The sequence below is a fragment of the Pseudomonas sp. OIL-1 genome (assembly GCF_010669185.1).
GTDB lineage: Bacteria > Pseudomonadota > Gammaproteobacteria > Pseudomonadales > Pseudomonadaceae > Halopseudomonas > Halopseudomonas profundi.
Genome location: NZ_CP048629.1, coordinates 2,338,195 through 2,351,883 on the forward strand (window position 1 = coordinate 2,338,195; position 13,689 = coordinate 2,351,883).

A 13,689-nucleotide genomic window follows, 5' to 3' on the forward strand; every position below is an offset into this window, starting at 1 on the left:
CATTTCCCGTGAGTTAGGCCATAACCGAATCAGCGTTGTAGCCGCGTATGTGGGAGGCCTTCGATGCACCCGCTAGTCGAAGCAACTCATCAAATTACCAGGGGCTATCGCAAGAAGGGCGGCAAAAACAACCGTAGGCAGCAGCACGCGAGAATGATCAAGTTTGCACAATTTTGCGCATCGGAGGATCTCAATTCGCCTCAGCAAATCGGCGCCAGGCAGGTGATTCGCTATTGGCGCACCGAACGGATGATGCGGCTGGCGGACAAAACGTTGGAGAACCATCACTACGCACTGGTCATTTTGTGGGAGCTGTGTGGAAAGCCCGGAACGCCGCCGAAGCCGTTCATGAAGGCGGAGCGTGAGCAACGCTCCCAGTCGTAATCAGTCAGAGGCGAGCCTGACTTCAGCGCCGCTGCCCCTGGCCAGAAATCAAATAATCAGCCCAAGCCTGCATCAGGATGCGCCGTTCTTCGAGCAACTCATCCCGAGCGTAGGCCGCGCGGGTGGCATCATCGTTGACGTGTGCTAGTGCCAATTCGGTCCATTCATCTGGGAAGCTACTCAGATCCCCGCTAGGTAAACGGTAGCTGGTGTTTTTCCGGGCCCAGTCCTTGAACGTACTACGAGCCGTGCCATGCGGCGTGGCGATGCGTTCCTGCTGCTTATCGATATATCCCTTACCGCCCTTGTTCACCGCCTGCTCATGCATGTCCTTGATCAGTTTTGAGAGCGTGTTATCTGACAACGGGTTGCCGCTCTTGCCGGGGAATATCAGCGTCGAACCGCGTGTGCGAGAGCAGGTTTCGAGCAGACGAACAGCCTCGCTCGATAGCGGCACTCGATGCAGCCGCCCCGACTTCATCCGCTCAGCTGGCACGGTCCAGACACGACTTTCAAGGTCGATCTCGTCCCAGGCGGCGCGTCGGATTTCGCCTGATCGTGCCGCGGTCAGAATGGCGAAGGCGAGGGCGCGTGCGCTGACAGATTCTCGTGCCATCAGGTCATTCATGAAGCCTGGCACCGCCTCGATCGACACACGTGGGTGGTGTTTCTTTCCCCCGGCTTTCTTGGCCAACTTGGACGGGTCCGGAAGCCGGCCCTTCAACGACTCCGCCCAGGACGCCGGGCTCGGGCCGCTGCAGTAACGGTTCTGGATAGCGTACGTGAACACATTGTCCATTCGTTGACGGACGCGCGTTGCGGTTTCGTTCTTAGTCAACCAAAGATCGCGAAGGGCGCCAAGGACATCATCAGCCGTAATTTCCGCAATGGGGCGATCACCGAAGTGAGGGAAAGCATAGGTTTCGAGCGTGTTTATCCACTGAGCCGAGTGCTTTGCGTTCTTGAACTCCAGCTGTTTGACCGCGTACACCTCACGTGCCAGCTCGGAAAAGGTTCGCCTTTGGGCCTGACTGGCCACAAGCGCGGCCTTGGCCTGCTTGCGCGCCTCGACGGGATCGATGCCGGAACGGATCGACTCTCGCATTTCGCGCGCGGTGAGTCGCGCATCAGCTAGCGTCACAGCGGGATACCCACCCAGCCCAATGTCTCGGCGTCGAGTTCCGATCATGGTGCGCAGAATCCAGGAGCGTGATTGTCCGGAGCCGACCTGGAGAAATAATCCAGGCACGCCTCCGACGGCGTAGAGACCCGAAGAAGTTAGTCGTCTCACTTCGGCGGCAGATAGTTCTTTGGTGATACGAGGCATCAATCAGGAAACCGGCAGGTTAAGCATGAGTCGCCAAGTTCCGTTTCGTCAGGCCTAGCAACCGTGTACCAGGGGATTCTCTCAACAAACGTCAGAGCAGCAAGCGAACCCCAGGATGGGAAGCGTACGGTGAGGTGGCAGGGGCGGGGGGCGGTCTAATTTCGAATTAGCTTCGTTTAGCGGACTGGTTGACCGGCGCTGCACATTGCAGCTATCGCTGTCCATCCAACGCTTCAATTTCCTCGCGCACCTGGCGCAGCAGATCTTCGAGGCTGAGCGTACTGTCTTTTTCAAGGTATGTAGCCGCAAGCAGCGAAAGCGGGTGCACGTCCAGCACCGAAGCTAGTTGTCCAACCTTGTCTATGGTCGGGTTTTTTAGGCCCCGTTCCAGGGCGCTGAGGTAAGTCCTGCTACTGATCGTATCAAAGTCTTCTTGGGCCAATTTGCGCTGTTTCCTGAATCGCTTGAGGACGGTTCCGAACGCTTCATGATCTTCCATACGATTGCTCCGTAAAAGGAAGCATGAAGCCTCGTTGCACACTATAGGGCTACAAGCTATAGTGTGCAAAAGTTGGGCGCATGGGCAGATATGGCCTCGTCCAGCTTCAAAAATTCGAAAAGAGGACAGCACGATGATCTTCACCACCCACGCCAGCTGGCTGATCAATAGTTTTTTTGAAAAGGGCGTGCTTCCGCTGGGCGAGCGGTTTTACGCAATGGTCGAGCTGGGCCTGAACATCCCAATCTACATAGTCGAGATTCTTTACGATGTAGAGGAAGGTGAAGCGAATTGGCAGCGGTTTCTCGTGAGCCAGTTCGACGACGCGCTCAGACTGGTTGAACCCGGCGTGGCGAGCCATGCGATAAGCATCCTGCTACCCAGGCAGGCGTCCGCTAGTTATGACATGGAGCTCGGGTTCATTGAGCGAGTCGAGGAAGGCAAAACCGAGGACGGTAGGGTTTCACGGTTGTTTACCTGCTCAGGAGGTAAGCGATACATGGACCCGGGCCATACCTTCCAGGGGACTGACGAGGAAGCAGCCTCATTAACTCGCAGAACCACCTATCTAAATACCAAGCCGAAGCCGGTAACTGTTGTAGACGACGATGCTGAGTGATTGGGGAACTGGCTAATGACGATGCCGGATGAGCGAACCAGAGCCGTGCTGGAAACACGAGACTTCCTGTTGCGCCTGACGCAAAACACAACTTTGCCGGACGAGATCCGGCGCATTGCGAAGGCTCTTTTGCGCCATTACCCCGAACGGCGCCATTTATCGTCCGTGGCGAAGGTATATGCGAAGTTGAGTTCAGTAGCGCTTGATGACCAAAGCTCGGCGCTGCTTTTGATGAGCGGGCCCGTATTCGAAGACCCGGATCGCATGGATCAGCCAATACCTGTAAATCCCCGTCCCGAAATACTGTAGGAATATTTGATGAGCACGAAAATCTCCATCGCGGCCGGCCCCGCATTTCATCTATATGAAGAACTCTTCTCCCAGGACGACACAGAGGTGTTTCTCAAGATCGAAGAACCAACAGGGATCTCCTTTGACAGGTGCTGGGAAAATCAAAAGCAGAGCGTGACCGTCGCTATTCCATCCGAGGTGATGGATCGTATCGCACGCTCATGGATCGAGAAGCGCAAGCTCGACGACGCGGCCCGAGCGACGGGAGAGGACGACGAGGCTTCGCCGATGGAAGCAGAGGAGAACATCGTTAACGAATGCGTCGCGACGGGCCTCATGGGCGCTCCCACCGCCACAGAACCCGCCGAGATCGACATGCGCTACATCAAGTATGTACCTGGAGGCTATCTCGTCCGGAAAGTCGTGCTTGGAAAGCTCAACCAGCAATACTTCCCAGCGTACAAGTACGACGGAATGGATGAAGCGCTTGCTGCTGCTCAAGAGGTCCGTGATCGATGGGTGAGCGCGAGCAAGCCGAAGCCTTGCTGATTAGCTGACCATAGAGGCAGCCTGTATTTGGCGTAAACGTTGCCAAACTCCCACAGGTGCCTAACGGCCACATTCCAGTATGACGTGGAAGAGCATAGCGACCTTTTTCATGCGGCGCTGGAGCACGAGAGAGGGGGCGTGTCGTCAATCAGATAATTGACGACATCGGGAGCATCTCGGCAATTGCTATGGACACGTCTGATCCAAAACGCTTCCGCTCAAAAGTAGAGGCATATCGTCAATCATATGATTGACGATATGCGCCATTTTTTCGGAAACACGTTCACTATTGACGACATAGGGCATGTCGGCAATTAGTTAGTTAGGTGTCGACATGCCCTATCCGCTTGTCGATCGCATGCCTCCCGTCCCGACACCTGTAGGCGCTGTCGATTATCGTCATTCGAAGACCATCCGTTCGCCAATCCCAAAGGATCTCGCCCTCCAAACGCTGATCGTCAGCTTCTTAGGCCGAGATCCCAGCCGCCCCCTCCCGCCGCAGCTTCAAACGCTGGATTTGCTGAATTAGGCAACCCTAGGGTGCGCAGTGATCCGTCAAGCTCCGCTGACAAATCAACAGCAGGAGAAGATCATGTTCTTCACGGTGAAAGAGGTAGCAGAGCGGTACAAGGTCAATGCATCGACGATCTGGCGTTGGCAAAGGAAGGATAAGTTCCCGAAGCCGAAAAAGATTGAAGGTGTCACGCGTTGGACCGAGAAGATGTTAGAGGCCTACGACGAGGCCTTGGAGGATACGAGGTGACGTCATCGGCATCTAAAAGGTCTACGGGACGAACGCCTCTACTTGCGACATGGTTAGATGATCGCTTCCCAGATCCGTGGATCGATTGCGGCTAGGTATAAATATCCGGGCCCACCCGATCCTCGCCGGTGTTCATCTCTCCCGTGTTTTTCGAGAGCAGGTAAAATCATTTCGATTGATAAACACCTCTTGTGTCTGAAAGTGCGCCAGGCAGGGCCTGCCGCACTCAAGTATGTGTAGCAGCGGAGATGGTACTCAGTGGCAAGTGAGGAGCTCCACCTGCCGCCTTAAAGCCTCAAGCTCTTCGAGCATTGCTTGCTCGTTGTGACTTTGCTCAATAACTTCGCCAGTATCCAAATTGAGCCAGCGGGCATCGGCAATTCTCACTTCTTTGATTGCACGGTCGTTCTCTTTGCGGCTGCCTGCGCGCATCTCAACGGCTTCACGCAGTGCGTACTTGCTTTCAGGATTGCCATGATTGATCAGCAGCGTCGCGGGCTTGTTACCGACAAAACCATCGGTACGGAACAGAAAATCCAGCAGCATCTGTTGATCGGCGTGGGCTGAGTAGTATGGCGACATATCAATCACCTCTGCCTGGCCAGGAGAAAGGCTCTCAACATATGTAGTGGATGCCGTCGCACGCTGCATCAGCTCTGCTCCTATACTGCCGGCAGCTTGATAGCCCGTGAGTATCACGGTGTTGCGCGGGTCGTTACCCCAGCGTTCCAGATAACTGACCACCGGACCGTTGTCGCACATGCCGGAGCTGGCGATCACGATATCGGCCTCGAAATTCGATGGCTGCTTGGGTTTGGTCATGCTCATGTAATAACCGTCACCGGCCTTAAAACTGCCATGATCTACCAAGCGCTGCAGCATGGCTTGAATCTCGTCCGCATGCATCACAAGCGACTCAGACAGCTCCGCATTCAGGTATTTAAACTTGCCATTAGGCGACTTGCTGCAAAGATGTTTCGCATATACCTGAGTCACCGCTCGACCCAGTGGTGCGTGGACATTGGCAGTGATTGTCCGAGCATCGCCGCTATGCCCAGGTGCGTTCCTGCTCACGGGCAGATTAACTTTCATCCAGTGCAGGACGTCCATTAGCAACTCCTGAGCACGGTGTAGCGAAAAGGCGGGCATCAAAACCTTGCCGCCTTTAACGAACAGGGTATGGCTGATCACTTCGGCCAGATGCGCCAGGCGTAACTGATAGTCTTGATGCTCTTGCGCTCGGACGCGGCCGCCATAAGTCGACTCGACTACAATGTAGTCCGTGTCGGCAAAGGGTTGTTGGCCACTCTTCATCAGCGGCAGATAGGCGTTCTCGTCTGTCTGGCAGCCAACATCACCGCTGAAGCAGATGGAACGGTTATCTTCATTTACCTTCCAGCCAATACTGCTCAAGCAGGCACCCAGGATATGGCTACTGCGCAGGTAGGCCATCCATACGCCTTCGGCTAGGCGGATGCTGCGGCCCCACTTGAAACCGAGGTCATCATCCAGAACGCTCCAGCGAATCTGCTTCACCTCTTGTTCAGTAAACATGCCGCTTACCCGTGCTGCGTCCAGCAGCATCAGTTCGGTGAGTTCACGGGTGGCACGGGTGGCGTAAACCATCCCCGTAAAACCTTCGCGAACCAACCGGGGCAGCAATCCGCAATGATCTATATGGGCGTGAGTCAGCAGCACATATTTGAGGCGCGCAGCCTGGAAGGGAAACGCCTGGCTATTGGCCCATTCCTCGCGCTCCGTCCCCTGATGCATGCCACAGTCCACCAAGAACTGAGTGTCAGAGTCGGTGTGATGCAGCCACGTGCAAGAGCCACTGACACCTTCGATGGCGCCTACAAATTTAATTTTCAACATGATCGTTTCCTTTTTTTCGGGCAACAGCGGTCCTTGCCCCTAGGCAATGAGCCGAGCTGTCTGAATTGCGTTTGTTTGAGTGTGGAGCAACTGCGCTGAGCGTCAGGGTATGTTCACCAGACCCCGGGTTTTCGCAGGGTGCAGCGTTACCCCGTGGTGATGTGAATCTAAGACGGCGCGCCGCTCGCATCAAAGACCTGTGCCAGGACGCTAGCCAGAGCGTCGGTCTCACTGAGAATTAGCCTAGTCCTCACAGGTAGCGTACTGTGAGGCATCAAAGTCTCAGGATTTCGCAGGAAATGCGGGATAAAGCCCACCAATTTTGCATATTTCATAACATCGCTGCCCAGACCGGCGTAGAACCGCTCGAATAGCTCCTCCTCTTTTCGCTTTGAAAGCAGCTGGAACTGCGCTTTGCAGAACGCGCAAACTTGAACGTAGAACGGTATAAATAATGGTCCCGCCACGTACTTTGCCTGATCGAGTGCTGTCTTGAAGTGCGTGAGCGCCATCGGGCCGTCACTGGCAAACATGGCATCTCGCGCGCGGACCCATTCGTTGAGCCAGCTTGGGCTGTTCATTAACGTTACGTGCCAGGTATCTTCGATGAACCGCGCATATTCAGTTTTGTAAGCAAGCTCCAGGCTATTCGGGATGTCTGCAGCGAGGTTCAGTGAGGCAGGTAAGGTCCTAATTTCATCGAGCAGAGATCGATAGCGCTGGGGCGCCTCCTGAGCGAAAGCTTCATGGCCGATGGGATAGTTGTTGAACAACAGGTCAAGCAGGTCGCTGCTGGGTATCGAGTGGCTGGACTTAACCTTGCCGGGCGTGAGGTGGCTTGGTGTGGGGAACTCGAATGGCCCGCAATCAGCCACGTGGACATTGAGATTGTGGGTGATCATGGCCACAAAAGCGTGAGTCGCATATGCCTGTTCACTAATGGTCTTCGGCAGGTGGTAGGCCAGCGGTTGAAGGGTCGGATAAAAGGTTTTCCACTTCATCCGGCCGTGCTTACGTAGCCGGTCGATCACCTGTTTCGAGCGAGTATTGACCAACTGGGAGGTGAAGTCATGATTCCAGGCTTGCTCGCCTAGTGGCTCCTGCCGCTGAAACTCATGGTACTGGTGCAGTTTGTGCAGTGAAATACCGGTGATCCTGCATGCAGTGTCAGCGAACCATCTTAAAGGCCACTGCTCATCCGGCCCGGCAGCTGGCCAGGTATCGTCTGGTAACAATGCGCTGGCAAGTGTGGCCGTCAGAAAGCGAAGGTTTCGGCTAATAAAATACTGATAGCTGTACTCCTGACTTTGCTCGCTGCAGGCGTGTTCTCTGACGAACTCCCTGTAGTGGGCAAGCGCCGAAAGGTAAAAATTTACGGCTAGTTCGGATAAGCCCCACCGAGAGAAACGCTCAGTGATCAGCGCCTGAATGTATTGACGCAACTCGATGTATTCATCGATGGATTCAAAGTCGGTTTTTGACAGGTGATCGACGTATGCCTGGATTGTTCTGCCTTTTTTGACCTTCTGCGTATCCTTGGGGGCAAGCTGGACAGTCACCGCGATCAGGTCGTCGAAAGAGCCGTACATGCCATCGTCTCTTTTTATCGACTCGAAAGCCTGCCGCAACGCAGTGCGTCGCTCTTTCTCAGTGGCGCCTACCTTAAAGGTGACGTCTTGGTTGTCGCTGGTCCATAGTCCCAGGCAGTCGCACACGACTTTGTGCAGGAACCCTAGTGTCGGCATCTGATTGCTAGTTGGCAGCATGTTTGCTTCCTCTCAGTGATGTCGTGGCCATCCTAGGGAAATGACGAATTCTCACTAAGTATCAAAATCGCGATAGGGGCCAATAGCCGGACCCGGACCCGAATTCGGGCGATTGGGGTTGGTAATCGGGAACAGAAGACATTAATGCTTGCTTGCTCTGCGCTAGACGCCTATTATTTTCCTTAACACGGCCCCCGCCTCTTGGTTCCTAGTGAGCTTACGCGGGGGTTTTTTATTTTCCGGCTTGGAACTCCTCGACCCACCAGCTTTCCCACCCGGCCGGTGCCCCCATGTCCGCGATGGACAGCTTGCGACGCGAACGCTGTGGTGGAAATTTCTGCAAATGCTGCATCAGGCGTACGTGCCATTCGGTCCGTGGACAAATGACTTTTACCATGTGCCGGGCGATGGCCAACAGCAGGAAGGGCTTGGCAATCAGATCCGCTTTGCCGATAAAGTCATCGCACCAAGCGATTTTTCCTTGGCTAGGCAGGCTGGGTTGGTCCGTCACGTTACGATTCCATACACGGCTATGGTGGGCGGCGAGATTGCGCAGGTAACTGAGCGAGCGAACCCAGCTCTGGAAAACCTTCCAATCCTTCACGCCATACTTGGCGGCGATGCGTTGTTGATCAGCTACTTTCATCATAGCCAGCAGCTGGGAAACCGCGCCAAAGTCCCAGACCTCGACCGCCACCCACAGTGGCAAGTCGGGGCCGTGCTGGGCACGGTAATGTTTTACAAAGTCTTCCTTGGAGCGCTGCAAGAGACCGTTGTATTTATCCTTCCAAGCGTCGAAGGTAGTCATCCCTGTGCGCCTGTTGACTCTTCCGGCAAACGAAGGGTGTAGCTCCTTTGCATCCAGGTGCGCGAAGGTGTTGCGCTGGCCCAGCAAGTAGGCGATGTCGACGCGCAGGGCAATCTCGATACGCTCCAAGGCGTCCATCACCAGCAGGCGCAATTTCTTGTCGAACAGGTAAAGCTCGACGGCATCGACGAACCGGGTGTCGTCTTCGAACTGATCGGTGCGCACGGTTCGTATGGCTTTGCTCACCGGGTCCTGCTCCAATCGGAAAACGCGGAAGGGATACCAGTAAGCCGTCAGCCGGTAATAGCCTATACGCTCCAGGTACCTGAGCGCGGCCGCTTCGTCGGTGACCACCATTCCGCGCGATTTGAGTAATTCCAGTTGCTCAGCAAAGGACTTCCATGGCCTGTTGTATGCCATCAGGCCACCGCCTGCTCTACCAGGGTGCTGGCCAGTTGTTCGTTGAGTTGGCGGGCCTGTGTAAGGCGGGTTTTGAGCTGGTCGCAGAGGGCTGTCAGTTCATCGACTTTTTCGACGATGCGGTGCTGTTCGGCAAGAGGCGGAAGTGGAACCGGATACTTAGCTAGTTTTTCGCCTGAGAAATGCTTAATTGTGGCACCGGTGAAAAATTGATTCAGAAAACCTGTGTGAGCTGCCGTTTTTAGACAGAACTGAAGAAAAAAAGGCGAAATATCCAGCCAGGGACGAGCCCGATGTAGGGCTTTCTGGATGAACATATGCTCAATATCGCCCTGCCAGACAGCACATCGTCCAGGTTCTCCTCCTTCGCAAATCACTAGGTCGCCTGGGATGACCCGATATTCATCGAGCTCATGCTCTTCGAATCGCATGCTTTTGAGATCGTCGATCTCAAAGTTAAACCACTGAACATTGGTGTTGCGAAGATACGGCCGCAGGTCGCCTTTGTTCTTGGCTTTGTCAAGCATCTTTCCAAGACGGGTATTTGAGATTGAATCGAAGCGCACCCATTTCCAGTTCGAGGGCAACGCATACGGCTTTTCCTCTTCGTCGATCGCTTGCAATGATTTCTGCTTCTTAATTTTGCCCTCAACCACCAACCGGGCCTTTTCTTCCTCAATCCGCTGAAGCAGCTCGCTAGTTGGTTCATCATTGGGATCTTGCGGCACCAGCTTGCCCATCACGGCCAGTTGCAGCAGGGTTTGTTTGAGGGCGTCGATGCTGGGTTCGGTGGTGAACAGGGTGTGGAAGTGTTCGGCCAGGCGCTGCCAGTTGGCGGCGAAGCCGGTGGCGTCGCTGGTCTGGGTCAGGCTGCCGAGCAGCGCCTGAACCAGTTGGGCGTGGGCGCTTTCGGCGTCTGACTGCTGGGCTTCCAGGCGGTCGCACAGGGCCATCAGTTCATCGACTTTGGTGATGATGCGGAGTTGTTCGGCTTCGGGTGGGAAAGGTATTAAGAATTGAGATAGCTTCCCAATGCTGAGTCCTTCACGCGAAACCCCTACTTGCACATCCATGACGGTCTGCTGAATCAGTTGCGAGACCAGCACTACATGAAGGAACGGCTGAGTGTCGCCAGAAAGCGGCCGAATAATAGTTACGTGCTGACTAACGTTACCTGTATCAAAATCTGAAGGGACTGCGGCACAGCGTCCAATGGACGCGCCTGTAATATTGAAAAGCAGATCACCTGCTTCAACATGTGTTCCTGACATTCTTTGATGTGTTTCTTCAGGTATGAAAGCAACGTCATTGAGGCGAAGCCCTTCATTCCAAACGTTCTGAGATCGAAGGAATTTGATCCCATCAGCAACATAAGCCTTTTTCCCGCCTAATGGAGTGCTACCGGCCCCAATTTTCTTCAGCAAGGAACCAAGTCGCACCCACTCCCAATCAGGGGGTATGACAAACGGTTTTTCCTTTTTTCCAATCTCCGCCAGCGCCTTCTGCTTCTTGATCTTCCCCTCAGCCACCAACCGCGCCTTTTCCTCGAAAATCCGCTTTAGCAAGTGACTGGCCGGCTCATCATCCGGGTCCTGCGGCACCAGCTTGCCACGCACCGCGAGCTCCAGAATCAACTCTCGCAGTTTCTTGATGCCATTGGGTGCGCCGGCCAGCAGTGGCAAGCTTTCGGTGAGCAACGCCGTCATACCTGACGCTCCAGGGCTTCGGCCAGCACCGCCTTAAGCTGGTCGCGCAGATCGCTGATTTCACCTTGCAGCGTGGCGTAGTTACGCAGGAGTTCGTCCGGGTCATGGCTGATCTGCTCACCGATATGAGGGTTTTTACAGTCCAGGTTCCAGTTGCGCGCCTGCAGCTCTTCGACACTGATCTTCCAGGTAAACTCGTTTTCCACCCGTGCGGCAAAGCCGTCGGCTTCGCTGCCCCACCAGGCTGCCTCCACATCGAATTCCTCGATTCGCATGGGGCGCGTCTTGTTGTAGTTCTTAACCCCTTTTGGGTATTGGTGCTCATAGAACCACACATCCTTGGTTGGTGTGCCCTTGGTGAAGAACAGCAGGTTGGTCTTGATGCCGGTGTAGGGGTTGAATACGCCGTTGGGCAGGCGAACGATGGTGTGCAGGTTGCACTCGGTAAGCAGCTTTTCCTTGATGCGGCTCTTGATGCCTTCACCAAACAGAAACCCATCGGGCAGTACTACCGCGGCGCGGCCTCCGTCTTTCAGCAGCTGCATGATCAGCACCAGAAAGAGGTCGGCAGTCTCGCGGGTGCGGAAGGTGGCAGGAAAGTTGGTTTCGATGCCGTCTTCTTCCATGCCGCCAAAGGGCGGGTTGGCGACGATGCAATGCACCCGATCTTTTGGTCCCCAGCTGATCAGGGGCTTGGCCAGGGTATTGTCATGGCGGATCTGGCTGGGCACCTCGATACCGTGAAGGATCATGTTGGTGGTAGCCAGCAGGTGCGGCAGCGGCTTTTTCTCTACGCCAAAGATGCTCGCCTGCAGGGTGCGCTCATCGTCCGCCGTTTTTACATAGCGGCTGCGCTTGTGTTCGATGGTGCAGGTCAGAAAGCCGCCGGTGCCGCAGGCCGGGTCCATGACCTTTTCATCCAGCTTGGGATCGACCATGCGCACCATGAATTCAGTGACCGGGCGAGGCGTATAGAACTCTCCGGCATTGCCAGCGTTCTGCAGGTCGCGCAGCAGTTGCTCGTAAAGGTTGCCAAACTCGTGGCGTTCCTGCGCCTTATTGAAGTCCACGCCTTCCTGAATCTTATTGACTACCTGACGGATCAGTTGGCCTGACTTCATGTAGTTGTAGGCGTCTGCAAAGACGCCGCGTACCACGTATGCAGCCGGTGTGGTGCTGAACTCGTGGAGGCTCTGCAGGGTAGGGAACAGCTGGCGATCAAGGAAGTCCTTCAGCTCATCACCGGTCATGCCCTCCGGGTCGGCAGCCCAATTGCGCCAGCGGCAGCGCTCGGGGATTGGTGAGCGGTAGCTGTCATCCATTAGCTCCCACTCCAGCTCACGGTCGTCGAAGATTTTTAAAAACAGTAACCACACAAGCTGGCCGATACGCTGCGCGTCGCCATCGACGCCAACATCTTTGCGCATGATGTCCTGGATGGATTTGATGGTGGAGCTGATTGACATGTACTGCTTTCCTTACTCGGTGATGCTGGTTTCCGGTTCATCCAGAAAATAGCTGTCGTCAATTTCAATTAGCGTCAGCTTTTTTTGCTTAACGGCGACGCTGTGCTTGACCAGCAGTTCGATCAGCTTGTCGCCGTCGATCAGGGTGATGGGGGCTGCGCCGGGAAACAGCGCGACATCTTTGCACCCTTTGGCAAACCCGCCGATGGTGATGATGGTTCCGCGCAGTGCGCCATGCAGAGGAAGCGCGCCGCGTAGCTGGTCTAATACGGGGCGGCCAAGGTTGGCTCGGTGGCGTTTCACTTGCACCACTTCCTTGATTTCGGTAATGCCAAACTGGAAGTTGGCTGTCACATCTACCCCTTTGTCGCCGCTCTGTTTGGTGACCACTACGTTTTCATAATCCATAGCCTCCAATAGGTCCTTGATCAGGGCCTCGAATCGGTACGGATCCATGCTTTCCAATTGGCCGCGCAGCACTGAAGTCTGGGTGTCGTTGTAGGCTTTCACTGCACTTAGTACGCTGTGGTGTGCTGCCGGTGTCCGCTGGGCTCCCTGAGGGGCGGCGTAGTCTACGCCCTTGTCAGTGATGCTGTAACTGTTGCCTTCGCGGCTCACATAACCGCGTTCTACCAGATTGACCAAGCGCCGACGCTGGGTGTCTTTGAACGTTGAGGGGGTCTTGTAGTTGGAGTTTTCCAGCAGGAAATCGGACCACTCTTCCAGTAGATCTCCTCGTTGTGCTGGCGAACAGGCTGCCAGAATCGCCAGAAGCTGAGGCAGGCCTTCTTCTTCGTCCAATCGGCGAATAGTCTGGGGCTCATTGTTAAGAAAGGCGATTCCGGTTTCGGTCGGTTGCCATAGACCATTGCTGTCGTTATCAAGCAATTGATATCCGCTGATAAACAAATAGCTGCCGTAGATGTGACGCGGATTGACCTGTTTTCGGCTGAGTTGCCAGATATCCTTGGCCAGCTTCCTGTCGTCCCCGCCCAGTTTTTCGTCAATCCATTCGTCAGGGTTGCTCCAGTCGACGTTCTTCTTCACTGTGCCGGCCTGATTATGAACTGCCTTTATCAGGCTATAGACCTGTGATTTTCGGTAGTTGGGAAAGATTCTCAGCAGGGCGGCGACTTCTGAGTAGGTTGGAAATAGGGGCGTACGGACAATGCGCCGTTGGGAGTCGGTCATCTTTGATTCTCTTTAGCTTAATTGC

The 13,689-nt window shown here is 54.9% G+C and carries 13 protein-coding genes; 5 read left to right on the plus strand and 8 right to left on the minus strand.

The genetic code is table 11. The annotated features are described in order from the left end of the window. Positions 1 to 63 precede the first annotated feature (63 nt). Positions 64 to 384 (plus strand): hypothetical protein, encoded by a 321-nt coding sequence (locus G3M63_RS10935; protein ID WP_163983038.1) that lies wholly within the window; start codon positions 64 to 66, stop codon positions 382 to 384. Positions 385 to 406: 22 nt separating this feature from the next. Here the strand turns inward: G3M63_RS10935 and G3M63_RS10940 are convergent, their stop codons facing one another. Together G3M63_RS10940 and G3M63_RS10945 are read right to left on the minus strand one after the other, a co-directional pair. Beyond that, complete coding sequence (locus G3M63_RS10940; protein WP_163983040.1) at positions 407 to 1,711, minus strand: site-specific integrase; 1,305 nt, start codon at positions 1,709 to 1,711, stop codon at positions 407 to 409. A gap of 211 nt (positions 1,712 to 1,922) precedes the next feature. Further along, on the minus strand, positions 1,923 to 2,210 hold the full coding sequence (locus G3M63_RS10945) for a helix-turn-helix domain-containing protein (protein ID WP_163983042.1): 288 nt from the start codon (positions 2,208 to 2,210) through the stop codon (positions 1,923 to 1,925). 133 nt (positions 2,211 to 2,343) lie between these two features. Here G3M63_RS10945 and G3M63_RS10950 point away from each other — a divergent pair, with 133 nt between their 5' ends. The 4 genes from G3M63_RS10950 (at position 2,344) to G3M63_RS10965 (ending at position 4,432) form a co-directional block, all read left to right on the plus strand. Further along, positions 2,344 to 2,829, plus strand: a complete 486-nt coding sequence (locus tag G3M63_RS10950; RefSeq protein ID WP_163983044.1) for a hypothetical protein — start codon at positions 2,344 to 2,346, stop codon at positions 2,827 to 2,829. A gap of 15 nt (positions 2,830 to 2,844) precedes the next feature. Next, positions 2,845 to 3,138, plus strand: a complete 294-nt coding sequence (locus tag G3M63_RS10955) for a BPSL0761 family protein (RefSeq protein WP_163983046.1) — start codon at positions 2,845 to 2,847, stop codon at positions 3,136 to 3,138. Positions 3,139 to 3,147: 9 nt separating this feature from the next. Next, positions 3,148 to 3,669 (plus strand): hypothetical protein, encoded by a 522-nt coding sequence (locus G3M63_RS10960; RefSeq protein ID WP_163983048.1) that lies wholly within the window; start codon positions 3,148 to 3,150, stop codon positions 3,667 to 3,669. 592 nt (positions 3,670 to 4,261) lie between these two features. Beyond that, positions 4,262 to 4,432, plus strand: a complete 171-nt coding sequence (locus G3M63_RS10965) for an AlpA family transcriptional regulator (protein ID WP_163983050.1) — start codon at positions 4,262 to 4,264, stop codon at positions 4,430 to 4,432. A 255-nt stretch (positions 4,433 to 4,687) separates the two neighbouring features. Here G3M63_RS10965 and G3M63_RS10970 read toward each other — a convergent pair whose 3' ends face one another. The 6 genes from G3M63_RS10970 to G3M63_RS10995 form a co-directional block, all read right to left on the minus strand. Continuing rightward, positions 4,688 to 6,307: an MBL fold metallo-hydrolase gene (locus G3M63_RS10970; RefSeq protein WP_163983052.1), complete on the minus strand. Its 1,620-nt coding sequence runs from the start codon at positions 6,305 to 6,307 to the stop codon at positions 4,688 to 4,690. A 167-nt stretch (positions 6,308 to 6,474) separates the two neighbouring features. Next, positions 6,475 to 8,073 (minus strand): hypothetical protein, encoded by a 1,599-nt coding sequence (locus G3M63_RS10975; protein WP_163983054.1) that lies wholly within the window; start codon positions 8,071 to 8,073, stop codon positions 6,475 to 6,477. A gap of 232 nt (positions 8,074 to 8,305) precedes the next feature. Beyond that, complete coding sequence (locus G3M63_RS10980) at positions 8,306 to 9,301, minus strand: Abi family protein (protein WP_163983056.1); 996 nt, start codon at positions 9,299 to 9,301, stop codon at positions 8,306 to 8,308. Continuing rightward, the gene (locus tag G3M63_RS10985; RefSeq protein WP_163983057.1) at positions 9,301 to 11,007 is read right to left on the minus strand and encodes a restriction endonuclease subunit S; all 1,707 of its coding nucleotides are present in this window, start codon (positions 11,005 to 11,007) and stop codon (positions 9,301 to 9,303) included. The genes G3M63_RS10980 and G3M63_RS10985 overlap by 1 nt, the downstream gene beginning before the upstream one ends. Then, complete coding sequence (locus G3M63_RS10990; protein ID WP_163983059.1) at positions 11,004 to 12,473, minus strand: class I SAM-dependent DNA methyltransferase; 1,470 nt, start codon at positions 12,471 to 12,473, stop codon at positions 11,004 to 11,006. The genes G3M63_RS10985 and G3M63_RS10990 overlap by 4 nt, the downstream gene beginning before the upstream one ends. 12 nt (positions 12,474 to 12,485) lie before the next feature. Then, positions 12,486 to 13,664 (minus strand): restriction endonuclease, encoded by a 1,179-nt coding sequence (locus tag G3M63_RS10995; RefSeq protein ID WP_163983062.1) that lies wholly within the window; start codon positions 13,662 to 13,664, stop codon positions 12,486 to 12,488. Between the last annotated feature and the right edge of the window lie 25 nt (positions 13,665 to 13,689).

What these genes read in the sequence shown, in the direction of transcription:
- G3M63_RS10935 (WP_163983038.1), top strand. Translation starts at nt 64, where the DNA reads ATGCACCCGCTAGTCGAAGCAACTCATCAAATTACCAGGGGCTATCGC.
- G3M63_RS10940 (WP_163983040.1), bottom strand. Translation starts at nt 1,711, where the DNA reads ATGCCTCGTATCACCAAAGAACTATCTGCCGCCGAAGTGAGACGACTA.
- G3M63_RS10960 (WP_163983048.1), top strand. Translation starts at nt 3,148, where the DNA reads ATGAGCACGAAAATCTCCATCGCGGCCGGCCCCGCATTTCATCTATAT.
- G3M63_RS10965 (WP_163983050.1), top strand. Translation starts at nt 4,262, where the DNA reads ATGTTCTTCACGGTGAAAGAGGTAGCAGAGCGGTACAAGGTCAATGCA.
- G3M63_RS10955 (WP_163983046.1), top strand. Translation starts at nt 2,845, where the DNA reads ATGACGATGCCGGATGAGCGAACCAGAGCCGTGCTGGAAACACGAGAC.
- G3M63_RS10985 (WP_163983057.1), bottom strand. Translation starts at nt 11,007, where the DNA reads ATGACGGCGTTGCTCACCGAAAGCTTGCCACTGCTGGCCGGCGCACCC.
- G3M63_RS10980 (WP_163983056.1), bottom strand. Translation starts at nt 9,301, where the DNA reads ATGGCATACAACAGGCCATGGAAGTCCTTTGCTGAGCAACTGGAATTA.
- G3M63_RS10990 (WP_163983059.1), bottom strand. Translation starts at nt 12,473, where the DNA reads ATGTCAATCAGCTCCACCATCAAATCCATCCAGGACATCATGCGCAAA.
- G3M63_RS10950 (WP_163983044.1), top strand. Translation starts at nt 2,344, where the DNA reads ATGATCTTCACCACCCACGCCAGCTGGCTGATCAATAGTTTTTTTGAA.
- G3M63_RS10995 (WP_163983062.1), bottom strand. Translation starts at nt 13,664, where the DNA reads ATGACCGACTCCCAACGGCGCATTGTCCGTACGCCCCTATTTCCAACC.
- G3M63_RS10970 (WP_163983052.1), bottom strand. Translation starts at nt 6,307, where the DNA reads ATGTTGAAAATTAAATTTGTAGGCGCCATCGAAGGTGTCAGTGGCTCT.
- G3M63_RS10975 (WP_163983054.1), bottom strand. Translation starts at nt 8,073, where the DNA reads ATGCTGCCAACTAGCAATCAGATGCCGACACTAGGGTTCCTGCACAAA.
- G3M63_RS10945 (WP_163983042.1), bottom strand. Translation starts at nt 2,210, where the DNA reads ATGGAAGATCATGAAGCGTTCGGAACCGTCCTCAAGCGATTCAGGAAA.